This window comes from Leisingera sp. ABD4_442, from assembly GCF_056160905.1.
Genome location: NZ_JBSWYB010000022.1, coordinates 1 through 18,752, shown reverse-complemented (window position 1 = coordinate 18,752; position 18,752 = coordinate 1). Strand labels below are relative to the sequence as shown.

Annotated in this window: 18 protein-coding genes and 3 pseudogenes; 14 read left to right on the top strand and 7 right to left on the bottom strand. The window is 59.8% G+C overall.

The window, feature by feature from the left end:
- Nucleotides 1–160: 160 nt before the first annotated feature.
- Complete coding sequence (locus tag ACXAHG_RS15540) at nt 161–1,039, top strand: LysR family transcriptional regulator (protein ID WP_475058716.1); 879 nt, start codon at nt 161–163, stop codon at nt 1,037–1,039.
- A 5-nt stretch (nt 1,040–1,044) separates the two neighbouring features.
- On the opposite strand, the gene ACXAHG_RS15535 is transcribed toward ACXAHG_RS15540, so the two are convergent.
- The 3 genes from ACXAHG_RS15535 to ACXAHG_RS15525 form a co-directional block, all read right to left on the bottom strand.
- Nucleotides 1,045–1,272 carry a hypothetical protein gene (locus tag ACXAHG_RS15535; protein WP_475058714.1) on the bottom strand — a complete coding sequence of 76 codons (228 nt, stop codon included), beginning with the start codon at nt 1,270–1,272 and terminating at the stop codon, nt 1,045–1,047.
- A gap of 815 nt (nt 1,273–2,087) precedes the next feature.
- Nucleotides 2,088–3,209 carry an aminotransferase gene (locus ACXAHG_RS15530; RefSeq protein ID WP_475058711.1) on the bottom strand — a complete coding sequence of 374 codons (1,122 nt, stop codon included), beginning with the start codon at nt 3,207–3,209 and terminating at the stop codon, nt 2,088–2,090.
- Between the two features lie 18 nt (nt 3,210–3,227).
- Complete coding sequence (locus tag ACXAHG_RS15525; RefSeq protein WP_475058709.1) at nt 3,228–4,175, bottom strand: ornithine cyclodeaminase family protein; 948 nt, start codon at nt 4,173–4,175, stop codon at nt 3,228–3,230.
- Nucleotides 4,176–4,291: 116 nt separating this feature from the next.
- On the opposite strand from ACXAHG_RS15525, the gene ACXAHG_RS15520 reads away from it, so the two are divergent.
- From ACXAHG_RS15520 to ACXAHG_RS15495, 6 genes are all read left to right on the top strand, one after another.
- Nucleotides 4,292–5,101, top strand: coding sequence for a helix-turn-helix transcriptional regulator (locus ACXAHG_RS15520; protein ID WP_475058707.1), 810 nt, complete (start codon nt 4,292–4,294; stop codon nt 5,099–5,101).
- A gap of 382 nt (nt 5,102–5,483) precedes the next feature.
- Nucleotides 5,484–6,596 carry a Fic family protein gene (locus ACXAHG_RS15515; RefSeq protein ID WP_475058704.1) on the top strand — a complete coding sequence of 371 codons (1,113 nt, stop codon included), beginning with the start codon at nt 5,484–5,486 and terminating at the stop codon, nt 6,594–6,596.
- Nucleotides 6,597–7,295: 699 nt separating this feature from the next.
- Nucleotides 7,296–8,504: a plasmid partitioning protein RepA gene (gene repA / locus ACXAHG_RS15510; RefSeq protein ID WP_475058702.1), complete on the top strand. Its 1,209-nt coding sequence runs from the start codon at nt 7,296–7,298 to the stop codon at nt 8,502–8,504.
- Complete coding sequence (gene repB, locus ACXAHG_RS15505; RefSeq protein WP_475058700.1) at nt 8,504–9,511, top strand: plasmid partitioning protein RepB; 1,008 nt, start codon at nt 8,504–8,506, stop codon at nt 9,509–9,511. Before repA ends, repB begins: the two co-directional genes overlap by 1 nt.
- A gap of 248 nt (nt 9,512–9,759) precedes the next feature.
- The gene (gene repC, locus ACXAHG_RS15500; protein WP_475058698.1) at nt 9,760–10,920 is read left to right on the top strand and encodes a plasmid replication protein RepC; all 1,161 of its coding nucleotides are present in this window, start codon (nt 9,760–9,762) and stop codon (nt 10,918–10,920) included.
- 581 nt (nt 10,921–11,501) lie between these two features.
- Nucleotides 11,502–12,308, top strand: coding sequence for an IS5 family transposase (locus ACXAHG_RS15495; protein WP_475058696.1), 807 nt, complete (start codon nt 11,502–11,504; stop codon nt 12,306–12,308).
- Between the two features lie 8 nt (nt 12,309–12,316).
- Here ACXAHG_RS15495 and ACXAHG_RS15490 read toward each other — a convergent pair.
- A pseudogene (locus tag ACXAHG_RS15490) lies at nt 12,317–12,595 on the bottom strand (DDE-type integrase/transposase/recombinase); the annotation flags it as partial.
- A gap of 124 nt (nt 12,596–12,719) precedes the next feature.
- Nucleotides 12,720–13,766 (bottom strand): tyrosine-type recombinase/integrase, encoded by a 1,047-nt coding sequence (locus ACXAHG_RS15485; RefSeq protein ID WP_475058694.1) that lies wholly within the window; start codon nt 13,764–13,766, stop codon nt 12,720–12,722.
- Nucleotides 13,767–13,810: 44 nt separating this feature from the next.
- On the opposite strand from ACXAHG_RS15485, the gene ACXAHG_RS15480 reads away from it, so the two are divergent.
- The 6 genes and pseudogenes from ACXAHG_RS15480 to ACXAHG_RS15455 all read left to right on the top strand — a co-directional run.
- Nucleotides 13,811–14,032, top strand: coding sequence for a type II toxin-antitoxin system CcdA family antitoxin (locus tag ACXAHG_RS15480; protein ID WP_475058691.1), 222 nt, complete (start codon nt 13,811–13,813; stop codon nt 14,030–14,032).
- Nucleotides 14,033–14,043: 11 nt separating this feature from the next.
- Entirely contained in the window at nt 14,044–14,337 is a 294-nt protein-coding gene (locus ACXAHG_RS15475) for a CcdB family protein (protein WP_475058689.1), read from the top strand.
- Between the two features lie 264 nt (nt 14,338–14,601).
- Entirely contained in the window at nt 14,602–15,507 is a 906-nt protein-coding gene (locus tag ACXAHG_RS15470) for a DUF1403 family protein (RefSeq protein ID WP_475058687.1), read from the top strand.
- Nucleotide 15,508: 1 nt separating this feature from the next.
- The gene (gene scpB / locus ACXAHG_RS15465; protein ID WP_475058685.1) at nt 15,509–16,108 is read left to right on the top strand and encodes an SMC-Scp complex subunit ScpB; all 600 of its coding nucleotides are present in this window, start codon (nt 15,509–15,511) and stop codon (nt 16,106–16,108) included.
- 353 nt (nt 16,109–16,461) lie between these two features.
- A complete protein-coding gene (locus ACXAHG_RS15460; protein WP_475058683.1) occupies nt 16,462–17,349 on the top strand; it encodes a tyrosine-type recombinase/integrase in 888 nt (295 codons plus the stop codon).
- A 12-nt stretch (nt 17,350–17,361) separates the two neighbouring features.
- A pseudogene (locus tag ACXAHG_RS15455) lies at nt 17,362–17,655 on the top strand (transposase zinc-binding domain-containing protein); the annotation flags it as partial.
- On the opposite strand, the pseudogene ACXAHG_RS15450 reads toward ACXAHG_RS15455, so the two are convergent.
- Nucleotides 17,629–17,724: pseudogene (locus ACXAHG_RS15450) on the bottom strand (transposase); the annotation flags it as partial. The pseudogenes ACXAHG_RS15455 and ACXAHG_RS15450 overlap by 27 nt on opposite strands.
- A gap of 46 nt (nt 17,725–17,770) precedes the next feature.
- Here ACXAHG_RS15450 and ACXAHG_RS15445 point away from each other — a divergent pair.
- Entirely contained in the window at nt 17,771–18,100 is a 330-nt protein-coding gene (locus ACXAHG_RS15445) for a hypothetical protein (RefSeq protein WP_475058680.1), read from the top strand.
- A gap of 296 nt (nt 18,101–18,396) precedes the next feature.
- Here the strand turns inward: ACXAHG_RS15445 and ACXAHG_RS15440 are convergent, their stop codons facing one another.
- Nucleotides 18,397–18,594 carry a hypothetical protein gene (locus ACXAHG_RS15440; RefSeq protein WP_475058825.1) on the bottom strand — a complete coding sequence of 66 codons (198 nt, stop codon included), beginning with the start codon at nt 18,592–18,594 and terminating at the stop codon, nt 18,397–18,399.
- Nucleotides 18,595–18,752 lie beyond the last annotated feature (158 nt).

Sequence of the window (18,752 nt, the reverse complement as noted above, 5' to 3'; positions counted from 1 at the left end):
ATACGGCTAGACGGGTCCGTCGCGAGAGACATGCCCGTAATTCAAGGAATGAGTTGAAATCCCTTAACCTCAGCCGCCGCTGACGGGATAGCGCGTTGTTTCGCCTTACAAGTACGCCTTTTTCTGGACACTGAGGTTAGGAAACACCTAACCTTTGAGGATGCCTATTGCCCTCCCCTCCCTCAATTGGCTGCGCGTCTTCGAAGCCGCAGCCCGCAACGAAAGCTTTACGCGCGCCGCGCAGGAATTGAATATGACCACCCCTTCGGTAAGCCAGCAGATCAAAGCGCTGGAGGAACGGCTAGGCCGGTCTCTGTTCGAAAGGCATGCGCGATCCGTCGTGTTGACGGATGCCGGTGTCGCCTATCTTCCGCTGGTCCAGCAGGCGTTGCAATCGGTTGAGAACGCCACCCGGGGGTTGTTCGGTCAGAGCCCCACTCAGCAGGTTTTCATCCAGTCGGTGCAGATCTTTGCGCAGGGGCTTCTGGCCTCAAAATTGCCCGAGTTTCTAGAAGAGCATGAAAACGTGGCTGTGACATTGAACACCGGTTTCCGACGGCTGGATAATTCGCCTTATTTCAACGATTTGGAGATCGTATTTGGCCGACAGAAAACGGCCGGGCTAGACAGCGATGTTCTAGTAGGCGAGAGCCTCTACCCGGTTGCCCGTCCGGAGATCGTCCAGGACATCAAATCGCCCGCGGATCTGCTGAAGTTTCGCCTGATAGAGGTCGCGCCTGAGCGCGCGGGCTGGAATTTCCTGTTTGATCACTACAAGCTGCATCCCGAAGCGCCAAAGTTCGTGTACACCGACGACACCTCTACAGCGATAGGCATGGCGCAAGGTGGCAATGCAATTGCCATTGCACGTGCGCCTGCGAGTGACAGGGCTATGCAAGCCGCCGGGCTAGTCCCGTGCCTGGGGCACCCGCCGATCCGCGGCCCGGAGCACTTTTTCCTGATCAGCCGCGACCACACGTCTCTACGCCCTGCCGCGCGCCAATTCCGGGATTGGTTGTTGTCATGGTGTTCTGACTAAGGATTCTAGTGATAGGCGGTGGCCGTCGGCGCCGCGACATCGAACTCGTTTAGGTCCAGCACCTGTTCTCCGGGATAGGCCGCAGCCCGGATCACCGGTGCATAGGCAGACCTGGCACGCAGTATCCATCCTTGTCTAGCCGTCACCACTTCAAAAGCGCGCCCGTCCAGATCCGCCGCCAGATCCTCGATCGTATGGCGGTCACGAGCGCCCTGCCCCAACACCCACGCCAAGCTCGACCAGACAGCCGCAAAACCGGCGTGCCGCGCTATCCGGCAACGGCAGCATCGCAGGCAGAACGGCAGCCCTGCTCAGGGAATTTTCGGAGCCTCTCGCGCCCTCTGGCCTGCGGCTTCGGCGCAGCAGCCTTCAGGCGTGCCGCCCGTTCAACCGCAGCGCCCAGCCAATAACCAACATCCTGCACCGCAAGTATTGGGACGGACCAGGCGCAACGCAGCGTAGATCTCCCCCGCCGGCCCTGACTGATCCCCGGGGCGCAGCAGATGCACGGCACCGCGCAGGCCTCGGCCGCCTGCAGTGACCCAGGGCAGCATCCGGAGTACTAGATCAAGGCCGTCGCCAAACGTTGAACGGGCACATGTCATACCACGAAGTTATGCGGGCACGGCGCTTTTCGTCACAGTGTACAGTAGAAACCGCGGCATTTTGGGGATCCCGTTTATGTCCAATAAATGTCAATTATCGGACACATCTAATTTGGACTTGAACCCATGGCCGCCTCCCCCGGAACACACCACCAAAGGCCGGGGATCCGGGCTTCGGACGCATCGTCTCATCCGCCGGGCCTAAACGCGGAGACACAGAACACTCCGGTAGAGTAGAAATCTGAGTGCCCCGAAGGGCACCATGCCTTCGCTCTTGGAGCCCGTCATAGCGGTCCTTGGTGTATCGTGCAGCATCGCAAAAGAATGAAAATGCGAGACGTAGCCAGGGGGGGGATGGCTCCCACCAGCGTCGCGAAGCCGAACCTCATTTCTCTAGTTTCGATACTTTGAGACGCTAAAAGCCACGCCTAATCAGAGCGCAGCTATCCCTGTGCTGCCAAAAAGTCAGATACAAGGCCCAGCCCCTGCTTCAGGACTTCCGGCCCATTGGCATAGCCGATGCGCACATAGCCCTCCATGCCCAGGGCCGAACCCGGCGTGAACATCACCCCTGTCTCCTTCAGCAGTGCCACGCAGAACTCCCGCGAGCTCATTGGAAGATCGAACTTCAGCAGCGCGGTGGTGCCGGATCGCGGCTTCACCCAGGAGATCTTCGGCTCCAGATCCACCCAGTCGGACAGGATCTCCAGATTGCCGCGGGTGATCCGCTGGCTGCGCGCCAGCACCTGTTCGCGGTTTTCCAGCGCCAGCGCGGCAAAGTGATCGTCGATCATGCCCACCGAGATGGTGTCGTAATCGCGGTGAATGGCCACCGCCTCAATCACCTCCCTCGGCCCGGCGATCCAGCCCAGCCGCAACCCGGCCAGTGAATAGGCCTTCGACATGCCGGCGGTGGAAATTCCCTTCTCATAGGTATCCGCGATCGAGGCGGTCATCCCGTCCCCGTCCTGATCAGTACCCCGGTAGACCTCGTCGCACAGGATCCAGGCCCCCGCCTCGCTGGCAATGGCGGCAATCTCCTCCAGCATCGCCCGGTCCATCAGCGCGCCGGTCGGGTTGTTGGGGTTGTTGATGGCAATCAGCTTCGTCTCCCGCGTCACCAGTGCCCGCAGCTCGTCCAGATCCGGCAGGAACCCGTTCTCCCCGCGCAAGCGCAGCTGATGCACATCCGCACCAATGCTGGCCGGGATCGAGTAATGCTGCTGATAGGTCGGCACCACCGCCACCACGCGGTCACCGCGCTCGACCAGCGCTTTGTGCACCAGCATGTTGGCGCCGATGGTGCCATGGGTGACGATCACATTTTCCGGGCTTTGCCCTTTATACAGAGCCGCAATGGCATTACGCAGCCGGTCCGAGCCTTCGATCGCGCCATAGGTCATCTTCATCGCAAGTAGCTCGGACAGATCAGCAGAGTTTTTACCCGCCAGCTGCAGCAGCTCTTCTATGGTCAGGCTCTCAACACAGGTCTCTGCGAGATTCCATTCGCATTTGGTCTCCCACTCGTTCATCCAGATTTCGACGCCAAAAGGGTCTATATGCATGGGTCTCTCTCCTGTTCCTCAAGCGGTTGCGGCGCGGTAGATGGCATAGGCGACGGCGATGTCTTCCAGCCCCAGTCCGATGGAGCGGAAGAACACCGGTCGTCCGGCTTCAGGCCCCTCGCAGGTTCCGGCAGCAAGCTCCGCCAAATCACCCCGAAGCTGATCCGCGCTCCAGCCATGATCCCGCGCGGCCAGCACCATCTCCCCGGCGCTTGCCGGCGTGGTCTCGCGGTAGTCGCAATAGACCTGCGCCGAGGCCAGGAAGGCAGGCGTAATCTCATGCGCCTCAGCCGCATTGGTGCTGATCGAGGTGACCAGAACCCCCGGCGCAACCGCCGCCGCATCCAGAACCGGTGTCCCCGAAGAAGTGCAGAGCATCACCACATCCGCCCCCCGCGCGGCCTCTTCCGCACTGGCGGCAAACTCTGCCTTCGGGCAGATCCCGCGCCAAGCGGCCTGCTTGCCCGCATCCATACCCAGGCCGGGCGAATAGACCCGCACCTCCTGCCAATCGCGCAGACCCTGCACATGCCGCCAATGCGCCTGCGCCACCGCGCCGGAGCCGATCACAGCCACCCGCGCAGCCCCATCGCCTGCCAGCAGATCCACCGCCAGCGCCGTGGTGGCCGCGGTGCGTTCGGTGGTCAAACGGCCGGAGTCGCACAGCATCAGCGGCTGGCCCGTCTCCATCGACATCAGCACGGTCCAGGCGGCAATCACCGGCCTGCCCTCGCGCGGCAGATAAGGTGACAGCTTGGCGCCAAAGGTGCCCGCCCCTGCAGCAGCCCCCAGATAGGTGATGAAATCCCCCTGCCCTTCCGGAAACTGCGTCAATGTCTGCGCAGGCTGCACCGCCTGACCGTGGCCCAGGTCTGCAAACAGCGCCCGCATTTCCTGCAGCACATCGACTTGCGGCAGCAGCTGCGCCACGGCTTTGGCATCCAACACAATCGGGGTTTTCGTCATCGGCAAATTCCTTCTTTGCCCGAAGGGTAGCGGCCCCCCTGCCCTGCCGCCATCATCCCCAAGGATGATGCATGCCACCCCGCCGCGTGATATGGCAGGCAGACCGGGAGGATAACGTGGAATTTCAAGGCACTGACATTGCGGCTGCGAACAGCGCGCTGGCCAGCATCATCAGCGGCCAGCGCGGCGCGGCCGGGCTGATCGCCGCCGCCCGCCCGCTTCTGCCTTTCACCGCCGCCTTCTGCGTGGTGAACCGCCCTGGCCAGCGCCCGCACTACCTGGATGACAGCTACCCGCAAGGCGCCGCCAAGGACGCGGTGCAGCTCTATGTGAACAGCACCTACCTGCTGAACCCGGTCTATAACGCGCTGCTCGACGGGCTGCAGCCGGGGCTCTACCGGATGGCGGATCTTGCGCCCGACAATTGGAACCCAGCGCCGGAGACCCCGGACATTCTGGTCGAGGACGCCGAGGAAATCGGCTACCGAACCCCCGGCTGGCCCGCGGGGCTGGTGGAACTCACCCTGCTGACAGAACTGCCGGATGGTGCCATGGGCGAGGTCAGCTTTGCCCGTCCTGCGGCAGACGGCGGTTTTCCTGATGATCTGCTGGACCGGCTGCGCCCCTTCCTGCCGCTGTTCGGGGCAGCTTTCGCCCGGCTCTGGTCCCGGCAGGCCCCGGACCTCAGCGCAGCTAAACCTGAGCGGACGCTGCAGGACTTTGCCCGCAGCACCCTCTCCCCGCGGGAGGCGGAGATCGTGCAGATGATCCTCAAGGGCCATTCCAGCCTGTCGATCAGCCTGACCCTCGGGATTGCCCTGCCGACGGTCAAGACCCACCGCAAGAACGCCTATGCCAAACTGGGCATCAGCACCCAGCAGCAGCTGTTCAATGCCTTCCTGCAATGGCAGAGCAAGGCGCGCTAGCAGCAGTATTCTTCCCAAGTTCCGAGACACCAGCTTACAGCGTGGCGGCAATGACGATGATTTTGAGTGTTTTGCCTAACGGTCTTACGTTACGCGCTATCTCTCCGGCCGGGCAAAATGGCAATGGGCCCGTAGCGGCCAGAAGTTCGGTGAGTGCACTGACCCGCTAGCATGCCAATTGAGTGCAGTCTTTTTCGGGCGCTGCCTCAAGCTTAAGCCAAGGCCCTATTCGAAAGTGAATTCCCCTAACTTGAGAATGACAAGTCGTGCATCCGCGTCCATATAGCACCGAGTCCAGCTGGATAGCTGTTGATCGATAGCATTGACCTCTATAGGTCAAAATGTGACGATATTTGAGCTATAGAAGAGATTGCTATACCTCATGCCATGGAACTGGAAAATGCCCGGGTGGCCGGGTTTTCGATATGACACCTCAGCTCTCGAGTCACTAGAACGGCAATTTCTGCTGTCTTCCGGCGAGATTCTCGGAGCCGTGCATCAAGTCAGCCACTCTGAACGCGAGCAGATCCGCATCGAGCTACTCAGCGATGAGGCAATGCAAACCAGTGCCATCGAAGGTGAAATCCTGGACCGGCTCAGCGTTCAGTCTTCGCTGCGCCGCCATCTGGGGCTGGCGCCTGACAGCTACCCGGCAAAGCCGCGAGAGCAAGGTGTCGCCGAGATGATGGTGGATGTCTATTCCAGCTTTGCAGGCCCGCTTTCTCACGAAACGCTGTTTCGCTGGCACCATATGCTCCTGTCCCATGACCGCCGTCTTGAAGCCATCGGCGGCTACAGGCGGCACGCGGAAGCAATGCAAATCGTCTCCGGCCGCCTTGACCGGCCTACAATACACTTCGAAGCTCCGCCCTCGGGTCAGGTCCTGCGCGAGATGGAGCGCTATGTTGGCTGGTTCAATACCACCGGGCCGGACGCTCCTGAGCCGCTCCCTGCCCTGACCCGGGCCGGGCTGAGCCATCTTTACTTCGAGAGCATTCACCCCTTCGAAGACGGGAACGGCCGTTTGGGCCGCGCCCTGGCCGAAAAATCTTTGGCGCAGAACCTCGGTCAACCAAGCCTCATTGCCCTTGCCTTCACCATAGAAAGGGAAAGGAGAGCCTATTACGACCAGCTCGAAGTGCACCAAAAAACGCTTGATGTGACAGCCTGGCTTGTCTGGTTCGCTGAGATCGTGCTGAAGGCTCAGCAGGTCACACTTGACCGGGTCGGTTTCTTCATCGGTAAGGCACGCTTCTATGACAGGCTCCGGGACCATTTGAACGACCGGCAAGCCAAGGCAATTGCGCGGATGTTCAGAGAAGGCCCTGAAGGTTTCAAAGGCGGGCTGAGTGCTGAGAATTACCTCAAGATCACCGGTACATCGCGGGCAACAGCAACCCGGGATCTGCAGGATCTCGTTGAAAAGGGTGCGCTCAACCGGACTGGCGAACGTCGTTATACGCGATATTGGTTGAACCTGGACGATAAGACCTAAGAACGCCAACTGCTTCCGCGGCTACTGCTAGTCCGCTGTATTTCTCAGGTGGCCAGTGAAAAAAACGCCCAGTCCGGCTCTCGTTTCAGATAGTTCAGTGTTCTACTGGTCAGACCGTTATCTTTTTTTCGTCAAGTTTCGCTCTGTTTGCCCTGCCAGTGGTTGATTGAGATGAACTCATGTACGGGCATCCTAGAGCGACTAGTAGCGGCCAGCCAAAGGCGCTTAGATTAAAAAATGGTGATGTAGTCGGAAAGCGGTGGAAGCTCTTAGGTGCGACCATGTGGTTTGAATGCGTTATGGAAGCGTTCATCCAGGATGCGTTTAATAGCGGTAGCTTATGGCCCTTACTGCAGTCTCCAGGAGAATCGCTCAAGGAGTGTTTTCTAGGCAAGCGGCCCGCGCCAACGCTGTGCCCCGCTATACCGTCCTCGTCAGTTTTCAAGTGGAGTCAGCCTTCACCCCGCCTGAAGAGGTTATAAAGCTAATATTTTTCAACATATTAACAATACTCAGCTGTGCAAGAATTCTAGATATAGCGGTAGACGCTTACATGACTACAATCATCACTACGTGGAAATCTCTTGCAAGGAGCGGGTGTTTGGTGGCATCACAGAAACCGTAACGCGCAAAGCTGCTTAGCGGCCGTTTGGCGTTACGGAAGAGCCGCGATAAAGACGGCCGGACAAGGAGCAGTGAATGACGGCACAAATCGAACCCGCTATCGGGATGCCGCCAGGGGCAGATGTCTTTGACGATCTGCTTAAGGATGAAGCTCGGCTGCGCCAGTCCTTGGACAAGCATATGCGCAACGTCTTCGCTCCGGAAGCGAAGAAAGAGCTTAGGCCGTTCACTTCGGGTGAAGTGGCCACGCTGCTCGGGCTGAGCCAGTCGCATCTGCGTAAGTTGCATTTCGACGGCAAGATTCCCGATGTGAATACCGACGGGCGCGGGCACAGGCTCTATACCGGCAAAAACATTCAGGACATCCGCCTAGCGATGGCGCGGGCAGCAAAGGACCCACTGCAGTTCCTGCCCGGCCGGGTAGGCACCGACCATTTACAGGTGATCGCGGTTTCGACCTTCAAAGGCGGCTCGGCCAAGACAACCAGCGCCGTTCATCTTGCGCAGCGTTTCGCGCTCAAGGGGTATAGGGTGCTGGCAGTTGACATGGACCCGCAGGCGTCGCTTACCACCATGCTGGGTCTGCACCCCGAACTCGATCTGACAGATTCCGGCACAATCTATGACGCCGTGCGGTACCAGGATCCGGCCCCGATGGAAGATGTGGTCCGAAAGACCTACTTCCAGAACCTCGACCTGGCGCCTGGCGGGCTGATCCTGTCGGAATACGAGACAGAGACCCCACATGCGATCCGTAAGGGTATACAGCCGCCCTTCTACCTTCGGCTGAAGGCGGCGATCGACCAGGTTGAGGACCGCTATGACGTGGTGTTCATCGACTGTCCGCCGCAGCTGGGCTTTCTCACCATGTCGGCGCTAGTGGCCGCCACCGGCCTTTTGATCACCGTGATCCCGAATATGATCGACGTGGCCAGCCTCAGCCAGTATCTCACAATGGCCACCTCACTTCTAAAAGTGGTACAGCGCAACGATCAGCGGCTGGACTATGATTTCCAGCGTTATCTCCTGTGCCGCTATGAACCTTCGGACATGCCGCAATCGCAGATGGCATCGTTCCTCCGGATGCATTTCGGGCAGCGGCTGATGACCGAACCGTTCCTGAAGTCCACTGCAGTTTCCGATGCGGGCCTGTCACAAAAGACACTCTACGAAGCTAATAGAGCCGAAATGAACCGCGCCACGCTGGAGCGAGCGATGGAATCAGTAAACCACGTGGCGGATGAATTCGAAACCGCTGTGCAGGCGGCCTGGGGGAGAAGCTGATGGCGCGCAAAAACGTCTTTGAGGGGCTGATGGCTGAATTCGGTGCCGAGGCTGAGGAAGCGGCCGCCCCGGCTGAACGCGATCCTGTCGAAGCCGCCCGCGAGGCGCCCATTCCCCAAGCCTTCCGCCGCGGTCCCGTAGCAGCCTTGGAAAATGACATCCGATCAACCGCGCAGCGCAGCGTGCAGGAAATCGATCCGGAGCAGATCGAGGATACCGGCATGCGCGACCGGTTCCAGCTGGACGGTAACGATCTAGAGGAGCTGAAGCAAAGCATCGACCAGCACGGCCAGCAAGTGCCGATCCTGCTCAGGCCGCATCCGCGGCTGAGCGGGCGCTACCAGGTCGTCTATGGCCGCCGTCGCCTCGCCGCGATCAAGCAGCTGGGTATCCCGGTCAAAGCACTAGTGCGCACCCTGTCAGATGAGGAAGCGATCCTTGCGCAAGGCCAGGAGAATAACCACCGCAAGGATCCTTCTTTCATCGAAAAGGCCGTGTTTGCGGGTGACTTGGAAGAAGCCGGATACGCCCCCGCGGTGATCCGCGAAGCGCTAGCGGTAAGCAAGAGCCACCTGTCCCATATGCGCAAGGTGCGCCACTCGATCCCGCGCAATGTGATCGAGTGGATTGGCGAAGCACCAGGTGTTGGCTGGAAACGTTGGCACGCGCTGGCGGAGAAAGTACTGGAGCATGAAATCGACCCGGCCACTGTGCCAGTGACAGAGGCAGATGCTAAGCTGGAGTCGGCCAAGCGGTTCGACGCTTTTGCCCGGAGAGTGGAGGCGCAACTGGCGCCAAGGAAACCGGAAGCCCTTACCCCGAAACCGGCACGGGCCGTGCGCGCACCGGAAGGCGGCGCCAAGATTGGGGAGGTTCTTACGACCGGAGGACGCACCATTCTGCGGACACACCCGAAACAACAGGAATTCTCTGAATGGCTTGACCGGCACGGAGAAGAAGCCCTCCTGCGCCTGCATACGCAGTGGCAAGAGGAACAGGCGTCCTGAAAAGGGCGCCCGAGGCATACCAGGCAACACCAGCAAGGAGGCACAATACAGGAGACCAAAAAAGAGAAGCTCCCCAAGACCGTAATCCCAGAGAGCCCCATCTATGTTTGCACCTAAGATGTACCCCGCTCTCTTCTGAACTGTCAACAACAACCCATCCGGTTGACGGGTAACTTGTGCCAAAAATTGCCGTTAGGCGGGGCACAAGAAGGATAAGGTGTGGCTTCCTGGTCCCTCGTGAAGAGCAGATGGCACTCAAACAGCTTATTCCGGCAACCGGGGTCCCTTCCCCGGCCGATCTCTCCTGCCCGGACGGCGGCGATCCACGGCAAATGTTTTGGGACGTGATCACCAATCTCAAAGCAGCCAAGGACACCTTCAGCCTCAAGGACCGGCATTTCAGCCTGCTGCAAGCGCTGGTCTCTTTCGTCCGCGAGCGCGGGGCAACCGGCACCTGGGTGGTGTTTGCCTCGAACGAAAAGCTTTGCGAGCGAGCCAATTGCATGGGAGAGCGCACAATGCGGCGCCAGATTGCCCGGTTGCTCGAGGTCGGCCTTCTGCGCCGAACTCAATCCCCCAACGGCAAACGCTATGTGCACCGCGCCCGTGACGGCAGCATTTTGCAGGCCTATGGCTTTGATCTGGGTCCGCTTCTAGAACGTGCTAGGGAGATCGCAGCACTTGCGGCAGAGGCCGAAGAAGAGGCCATCCGCATCCGCCTGCTGCGCGACCACCTTTCCACGCTGCGGCGACAGTGGCCCATTGGCTCGGAAGAAGACAACATCATCCGACTCGCACTTCGCCGCCGCCTAAACCGTACAGAACTGGAAGCCCTCATTGGGCGATTCACACCCTCTGAAACCCCTCCCCCACCCTGCGTCGAGACCGTGTCTGGCAGCGAAACACTGCTTGAGGCTGAAGTTTTGTCCTCCGATGACGGTCAAAATGTCCGCCACCATCAGAGGTCAATACAGAAAAAAATTGAATCTGAAGAGACCAAGATCGTACTTGAAGCATTCAGCGAAGTAAAAAAGACAAAGACAGCCCACAAGGAAGCACCTTCGCTCACTATGGCTGACGTCTTAGCAGCCTGTCCTGAGGCTTTAAGTTTCGCACAGTCACCAGTTCGGAATTGGGTAGACTTGCATCAGTTGTCGCGATTTCTCGCACCAATGCTCGGAGTGAGCCGAAACGTTTTGGACAGCGCCGAGCGGGAAATGGGGAAGGGAGGTTTGACTTTGACTCTTTTAGCTATGACACAAATGCACAAGAATATTCGGTCTCCCGGTGCCTATCTGCGAAGCCTTACAAACGGTTCTGCAACTGGCCGCTTCGATCCAGTTCGGCTGATCCAGAACCTTACCAAGAAAGTAAGCAACTGTTCATCCCTTGATGGTTTACCCGGGTAAACCATCAAAACACTCCGTTTGCATTGCTTGCAAAATTGATTGAGAAGGCATTCTTCGAAAACACTAGCTCAGACCTGTTCAGCTCGGTTGTCATCCAGGCTAGTAACACCTTAACAAGGCAGATTGATGCGTTCCGCAATCTAGTCATACGGCGTTCATTCCTCGGCTTTCAGATTTTGTCGCTTCGAAGCGTAGGAACCAAGAAGCGCTAAAACACTCTGTCTCAAGAAGGGTAAGCCACAAAGGGTTTACCCGGGTAAACCAGAAAGGCTGTACGACGTAAGTTCAGTTGAGATCTACACACTCACGTTGAAGCATTCAGGTCGCTTGAAAGCGGCTCTTTTACCTAGCGGTATGATCCCATGGGGATCCATAACTTTAATGGCGGAGAGCTGTGTTTGACTTTGGCTTTGCTTGCCTATCGCGCGGCCTCCTGGAACCGTTTGACAATAAAGACGACCTCGTTATCATCTTTGCATCGCTGTGCGCCTTGTCCGTGACGAGTCTAAGCGGCTGATAACACCGCACGGTGTCTCGCGCTTGGCACAGAAATGCTCTAGCTGCCTTAGGATCAGGATACATTGATTTCCGCTGCTACGCGTGATTCACGGTTCCGGAAACGGAGCGTTGAAAGGTCTGAGCTCTTCAGGCTGACCAATGCGCAGATGGCGCGTCTTAAACCCTTCTTTCCGAAGTCGCATGGTAAGCCTCGGGTCGATGACAAGCGGGTTTTGAGCGGGTTTACCTTCATCAACCGCAATGGGTTTAGGTGGCGCAATGCCCCTGCAGCCTATGGACCGCACAAGACTCTCTACAGGCGCTGGAAGCGCTGGAGCGAGAAAGGCATCTTCGCGCGGATGATGGCGGATCTGGCCGCCGGGCACGGCGAAGAACAGACCTTGATGATTGACGCTACCTATCTCAAAGCCCACCGCACAGCGACCAGCATGGCCGCGAAAAAGGGGGCGTGGCCGCCTGATCGGTCGAACCAAGGGTGGTATGAACACCAAACTGCACGCCATCTGCGACAGCCAGGGGCGCCGCTCGACCTGTTCGTTACCGCCGGTCAGGTGAGCGACTACATCGGCACGCGGGCGTTGCTTTGCGGTCTGCCAAACGTCAAATGGCTGCTCGGAGATCGCGGCTATGACGCTGACTGGTTCCGAGAAGCGTTGCAAGATAAAGGGATACGCGCCTGCATCCCCGACCGGAAGCAGTGCAAAACCCCGGTCAAATATGACAAGCGCCGGTACAAGCGGCGAAACCGGATCGAGATTATGTTCGGCAGGCTCAAGGACTGTAGGCGCGTCGCAAAACGCTATGACCGCTGTCCCAAGGTATTCCTCTCGGCCATCGCTCTCGCAGCTATCGTCATCTATTGGTTATGAAACCTGACCCTAGCATCCCGCCGCGTCGTCAGGCTGAAATCGATCAGCTGACTAAACTGATCCACGGCCCTCCAAAGGTAACGCCAGCACCCGTCCACACGAAGGTATGTCTCATTGGCATGCCATTGCCACCCGCGCCAGAAGCTGTGCCGGACTTGGGCCCGCTTCCTGATTTCGGGACCAAACTTTCGCACCCAGCGGTGAACCGTCAAGGCATCAACGCCCCGCTCGGCAAGCATATCTCGTACCTCCCGGCACGAAAGCGGGTAGCGGCAGTACCAACGCATCGCAAGCAGGATGACCTCGCGCGGAAACCGGTGCCGCTTGAACGGATTGCGCGGGGACGTCGCTCATTCCTCAGCTTGGGGCAACGATGTCTCCGACATCTCGATGATTAATGCAACGGACTCGTTACAGACCTGCGGCTTTAGTCAGGTTCACCCGGAAGCGGTCTCTGCGGCGCTGGTAGCGCCTGGTCATTTGCGGGGATGCGTGTCCGAGCTGTTTCTGCACAAATCGTTCATCAGCATCGGCATAAGAAGCAAGCCCGGACCGCAGGGAATGGCCGGAAAACAGCTTCAGCCGTTCTGTATCCGGAAGATCGGGCCGAAGGCCGGCCTCAAGCATGGTCCGTTTGATCAGCCGGGCAACATGCTTGTCTGAAAGACGGTCTGCCAGGACCTTGCTGTTGTCCCGGGCGACACGGCGGAATACCGGCCCATGATCGATTTTGGCATAGTGGAGCCATTGTTCGAGAGCGTGCACAGGACAGGTCTGTTCGGATGAGCCGCGGGCAATCTCAGCTTCCTTCCAGCCGGTTTTGGTCCTTTGAACAATGACAGCACCGCCATCCTCAATTTCAACCCAGCCCTTGCCGTCATCAGTATCGCCGCGGCCGGCGTCCAGGCCAACAATTTCAGAGCGGCGCAGGCCGCCTGAATAGCCGATCAGCAGGATCGCGCGATCGCGCATGCCGCGCAGATCGAAGGAGAAGCAGGCGGCCATTGCCAGCAATTCGTCCGGTGAGACCGGTTCTTTCTGAACCGGAGGCCGCCCATGCTTGCGGCGGATTCCGGCCAGCACGCTGGCAATGTGCCGGTCCTTGCGGTCGAGGCTCTGGCCGCGCTGCTGATAGTTCCAGGACAAACCCGCCAGGCGCCGTTCTATGGTCGGAACGGAGAGGGCAGGGGAGCCGTTCTGAGGCGCGGCGCATTCGGTGATGTAGAGGCCGATCAGCTGCGGATCCGGCGTGAACTGGTCCGCACCGCGGCGCCGGCACCAGCTGGAATAATGAGCCCAGTCCCTGGCATAAGCCTTTCTGGTGTTTTCGGCCGTTGCCTGGCTGGCATAGCCGCGGGCAGTTTCGGCCAGCCGCTCCAATGACCCCGAGGCGGCAGCTCCCTCAGGAACAGCGGTTTCCGGGCCGGAGCTCTTTTGGGATTTGAGATCATCAGGCATATGTAGTATACTCCTTAGTTATACGGATAGTAAGGACGCCTGCCATGGGACGCGTAAAAGTGAACCTCACGCTCGACAGCGGTGTGACCGCGGAGGCGAGAGCCCTCGGTCTCAACATGTCCCGTCTGGCGGAAGCAGCCATTTCGGATGCCATACGGCTTGAACGGAACCGGGTTTGGCGCGAGGAAAACCGGGAGGCGCTTGAAGCGTACGCCCGGGAAGTCGAGGAAAACGGCTTGCCGCTTGCCGGATACCGCACGTTCTGACGGGTGTTCTGATGGCTCAGTTCGATGTGTTTCGTATGCAAAGCGGCATTCTTGTCGTCGATCTTCAGACCGGCTTGATTGGCATTGATGCGTCCAGGATCGTGGCGCCTTTGCGGGAAGAGGGTGCATATACTGTCTTTCCCGGTTTGACGCCGAGGGTCCGGATAGACGGAAAGAGCTGGATTGTCCGTATTCAGGAACTGGCGGCTGTTCCGGCAGCAGAACTGCAGGAACGGGTTGGATCCCTGCACAATGAGCGGGATCAGCTGAAGCGCGGCCTCGATATCCTTATTGACGGCTTTTGACAGTGCCTTCCTGAGCAGCACAATCGTCTGGTGCCGCTGACCGCAATTCATCGCGCTGCGGTGCTCTGAGACGGAAACCTCAGCCGTGGAGGGATTTGAAGCGGGTGGTTTCGGCCTGTTCTTTGCAGCTCTGCTCATGCTTCTGGAGGGTATTCATTCATGTCCGGTAAGGCAACGTTATCGGACGTAACTCAATCCGGCAAAGTGCGGCGGTTTATACTCTATATTGTGGCCAAAAGCGCCGTCAGCGGATAATGTCGGGGTATGATCTACGCCCGCCCGAACCTGAACCCCGGCTTGCAGAGGATACCCCGGATGCCGCTCTGGATCACCCGGGCCCGGGCGGACACCCTTGAAGATGCGGCATTTTTGTCAGGCGCCGCGCTCAGCCACCTGCATATGGTGCTGCAGCGGGAGGACGTGCCCCAAGCCTTGCTGCGGGACAGGCTGGCGCTGCGGGCGGCGGAAGCTTGCACAGCGCTCTCCGGCCGTTCTGAAAGGGCCTCCGAGCTGCGCGATGCGGTGCATCTGCTGCGTCCCGGGGATAAGCCCGGGCCGGCGGGGGAAATCTATCTGTCCTGGCAGCGTGCCGCAGAGCGGCCGGTTGCCGCCGGATCGCTGCAGCGGGCCTTGCCGGCGTGCGCACCGGAGCAGATTGCAGCCTGGCTTGATGCAGGGCAGGGGCCGCCCGTCCAGCAGGCGGCGGCTGTGCTGGAGGCGGTTTCGGCTGAGGCCCCGCGTGCGGAGACAGAGGCCTTGGTTTTGGGGGAGGCCGCTTTGGCCTGCGCCTTAGGCTGGGATCATATGGTTCCGCTGCTGGCCGCCGGCCTGACCCCCCGGGATCTGCGCAAGTCAGGAGAGGAACTTCGGCTGGCGGTGCACCGGGCGCTGCTGTCTTCGGCCGTTGAGACGGCAAGGCTGGCTGTGGATCTGGCCCGCAGGTCGGAAAACCTCAAGGCCGCCGCCGCTAAGCTGCGCGCCATAGGGGCAGGGGAGGCGGTGGAATGGTTCCTGACCCGGGATGCTGTGGCGCCCGCTGTGCTCACAGGCGCTGCCAGCGGTGCCGGCATGTCCGGCCGCGCGGCGCGGCGCTTATGCAGCCGGCTGGTAGAGCTTGGCGTGGTGAGAGAGCTGACCGGACGCGGCACGTTCCGGCTGTACGGGGTTTGATATGGCAAAGGACCGCGCTGAGCCGGATTTTGACCGCGAACTCGCAGACCTGCCACCGGGGCCGCGCTGGCGCGAATGGATGCGGCGCATCGAGGCCGTGCTCTTTGCCTCTGCCTCACCGGTGCCCCGGGAAGATCTTGCGCGGGTAGTGGGGCAGGGGGCGTCAATCGATCTTCTGGTTGAGGATCTGGCGGCGGAGCTGGCAGAGCGCCCCTATGAAATCGCCCGTGCCGGCGGCGCCTGGTTCCTGCGCACAAGGCGTGTTTATTCTCCCGTTATCCAGGCGGCTGCAGACGCCGGGGGGCAAGCGCTGGATCTCAGCGAATTCGATGTGGCAGTGCTGGCTGCCGTCGCATACCACCAGCCGGTCACCCGCGAGGGGCTGAAGGACATTTTCGGCAAGGAGATCAGCCGCGACCTGACCGGCCGGCTGCATGCGCAGGGCCTGATCGGAACCGGCCCCCGCAGCCCCAGCCGCGGCGCGCCGTATACCTTCGTGACAACCGGGCGGTTTCTGATGGCCTTCGGGCTGGAAAGCCTGCGCGATCTGCCCGAAAGGGAGCAGCTGGAAGATGCAGGGATCGGGCTGGCGCAAAGTTGATGCAGGGCTAGGGAATTGATTAAGGCGCCTCTGACTGTACGGCCCATGCGGCGCAAATTACGAATTCCTCCTCACGCTAGCTCCTGAACTTCCGCAAATTGGCCAAGACATCTTCCGCACCGAAGCCAACGCGCAAAGCCTGATCAGAAAGATGCTCGCGTTTCATGCAGCGCTGAACACTCTGCGTCAGCAACACGTTGTCTTTCAACAGAAGGGCGGGAGGACTAAGCCGCTCCGCGGCATCAGCGCTTTTTGCTGATGGTTCGAACCGCCCGTAGCGGTTCGTAATTTGCGATGTTCGTCGCCTGTCTGAACGATTGGGTTCTTCCCAATCGTTCAGACAGGAGGTTCCCATGACAAAGGACAGAGGAACGCCGCTGCGCCGACGGATGATCGAGGATATGAACATCCGGGGTCTGGCGGAGAAGACCCAGAAAGCCCATATCCGCAACGTGAAGCATTTTGCAGCCTTTCTCGGCCGGTCCCCGGATACGGCGACGCCGGAAGAACTGCGATTGTATCAGCTCAAGATGACTGAAGACGGTGTTTCGGCCAGCACTTTCAACGTGCGCATTATTTCCCTTCGCTTCTTTTTTGGCATCACCTGCGGACGCGCGGAGATGAAGCGCTTCATGCAGTTTCATCGCAAGCCCCGCAAACTGCCCGTAGTCCTCAGCGTCGAGGAAGTGGCCGACTTGCTGGCCGCCGTTCCCGGCCCGGGGCTCAAGTATCGCGCGGCTCTCGGCATCAGCTATGGCGCGGGTCTTCGCGCCTCCGAGGTCTGCAATCTCAAGGTCGCGGATATCGACAGCGACCGTATGCTGATCCACGTCGATGACGGCAAGGGCGGGCGCGATCGTAAGGCGATGCTATCGCCCAATCTGCTTGCGCTGTTGCGGGACTATTGGCGTGAGTCCCGCCCTGAGGGCTGGCTGTTCCCGGGCAAGCCCAAGATCAACCCGTTGTCGCCGCGGCAGTTGAACCGGGCGTTCACCTCGGCCAAGCACATGGCGGGCATCAAGAAGGCAGCAACACTGCACACCCTGCGGCACAGCTTTGCCACCCATCTGCTTGAGGCCAACACCGATGTGCGGGTGATCCAGGTGCTGCTCGGCCATGCCAAGCTATCAACCACGGCGCGCTACACCCAGGTGGCCACCAAGACGATCCAGAGCACTGTCAGCCCCTATGAGCAGATCAAGCTGCTTCAGGACGAGACCCTCCGACGAGGGTTGGAGTAGCGCCTGGGGCCAGTGGCCCGGCCCAAGCTGGAGGTTGCGGACATCTTTCGGGCCTATGGGTCTGCGTGGCGGCAAGCCAATGCGGGGCATGTCAGCCTTGCCCAGCTCAGGGTGATGTCAGCGATTGAAGCCTGCCGGACCGAGGCGCTCGGCGGGCATGTGGCGGCCTGCGCCAAGTGCGGCCACCAGCATATCGCGTACAATTCCTGCAAAAACCGGCACTGCCCTAAATGCCAGGGGCCTGCTGCACGCGACTGGATGGCGGCCCGCGCCGCTTGCGTTCAGCACATCCATGATCTGCTCCCAGAGCCCGGCCAGGGTCCAACGCCGGAACTGGCGGTAGACACTTGACCATTTGCCGAACTCTTCGGGTAAGCCCAAGGACGCAATCCTTGCCGAGCGCCGGAACATCCAGCTGCAAATGAAAGAGTTGTTCAATCTCGGTGTGCTGAACGGCCCGGACCTTGACCTAATGAACCAGATGATGCTGGACCCGACAGACCCGCTGACCGTCGCTGAAGGCTCTGTTGGCGGGCTGTTTGGCGGTGACGGCATCCGTGAGCGATCCCTGGCAAACATCGACCAGTTGCGCAGCATGTTCCGGGACATGCGCAACGCATGGCAGACCGGCGGTGCTATCCCACAGGAAACAGGGGGGGCACCAGACGGTAGCGCCGGAGGCATCCCGGCGGGTGTCGCTGCAGAAGACTGGGAGTTCCTAACCCCAGAGGAAAGGGCGTTGTTTCAATGACACCTGAACAGCAGAAAGCACTGGCCCTGGCGAGAGCACGCAGACGCCGCCAAGAGCATGAAATGGCCGCCGGTAGCACCGCTGCCCCACAGCGCAACGCTGATGGCACCTACGGACAGCCACCTGTGGGGACCGTGACCGATCCGCGCACCGGGCAGATGGTTGACCCTGATGCGATGCGCAACCACGTGAACGTCAGCCCGGAGAATGCAGCGTTGCAAGGAGTGGGCCAAGGCGTGTCCTTTGGCGTCGGCGACGAGGCTGTGGGCGCTGTCTACGGCGCTCTTGGCCCTGGCTCATATCAGGAGAATTACGATTACGCGCTGGCACGTCAGCGAGCAGAACTGGAAGCCAACCGGGAGGCCCATCCGGTTATCGCCACAGGTTCCGAAGTCGCGGGCGGGGTGTCTACGGCCCTCACAGGCCACCGCAAGTGCCTGGCGGGTGTATTCATCCAGAACCGTCAGCATCTTGTAGCTCCGCCCATTGCTCAGCTTGTCGTGAACGAAATCGACACTCCAGACATGGTTGGGATGCGTCGGCCGGAGCCGTATTATCGAGTGGAGTGCCCCATCTGAATTGGCCCACCGTTATGTTTAGGAAACGGAGGACTGAGAATGGCGAACAAGCGGCACAAGCCGGAGGAAATAGT

Excerpts from the sequence above, each read along its gene's own strand:
- ACXAHG_RS15515 (WP_475058704.1), top strand. The coding sequence starts at position 5,484 with ATGCCATGGAACTGGAAAATGCCCGGGTGGCCGGGTTTTCGATATGAC.
- ACXAHG_RS15460 (WP_475058683.1), top strand. The coding sequence starts at position 16,462 with ATGACAAAGGACAGAGGAACGCCGCTGCGCCGACGGATGATCGAGGAT.
- ACXAHG_RS15470 (WP_475058687.1), top strand. The coding sequence starts at position 14,602 with ATGATCTACGCCCGCCCGAACCTGAACCCCGGCTTGCAGAGGATACCC.
- ACXAHG_RS15485 (WP_475058694.1), bottom strand. The coding sequence starts at position 13,766 with ATGCCTGATGATCTCAAATCCCAAAAGAGCTCCGGCCCGGAAACCGCT.
- repB (WP_475058700.1), top strand. The coding sequence starts at position 8,504 with ATGGCGCGCAAAAACGTCTTTGAGGGGCTGATGGCTGAATTCGGTGCC.
- repC (WP_475058698.1), top strand. The coding sequence starts at position 9,760 with ATGGCACTCAAACAGCTTATTCCGGCAACCGGGGTCCCTTCCCCGGCC.
- ACXAHG_RS15540 (WP_475058716.1), top strand. The coding sequence starts at position 161 with ATGCCTATTGCCCTCCCCTCCCTCAATTGGCTGCGCGTCTTCGAAGCC.
- ACXAHG_RS15525 (WP_475058709.1), bottom strand. The coding sequence starts at position 4,175 with ATGACGAAAACCCCGATTGTGTTGGATGCCAAAGCCGTGGCGCAGCTG.
- scpB (WP_475058685.1), top strand. The coding sequence starts at position 15,509 with ATGGCAAAGGACCGCGCTGAGCCGGATTTTGACCGCGAACTCGCAGAC.
- repA (WP_475058702.1), top strand. The coding sequence starts at position 7,296 with ATGACGGCACAAATCGAACCCGCTATCGGGATGCCGCCAGGGGCAGAT.
- ACXAHG_RS15480 (WP_475058691.1), top strand. The coding sequence starts at position 13,811 with ATGGGACGCGTAAAAGTGAACCTCACGCTCGACAGCGGTGTGACCGCG.
- ACXAHG_RS15530 (WP_475058711.1), bottom strand. The coding sequence starts at position 3,209 with ATGCATATAGACCCTTTTGGCGTCGAAATCTGGATGAACGAGTGGGAG.
- ACXAHG_RS15445 (WP_475058680.1), top strand. The coding sequence starts at position 17,771 with ATGAAAGAGTTGTTCAATCTCGGTGTGCTGAACGGCCCGGACCTTGAC.
- ACXAHG_RS15475 (WP_475058689.1), top strand. The coding sequence starts at position 14,044 with ATGGCTCAGTTCGATGTGTTTCGTATGCAAAGCGGCATTCTTGTCGTC.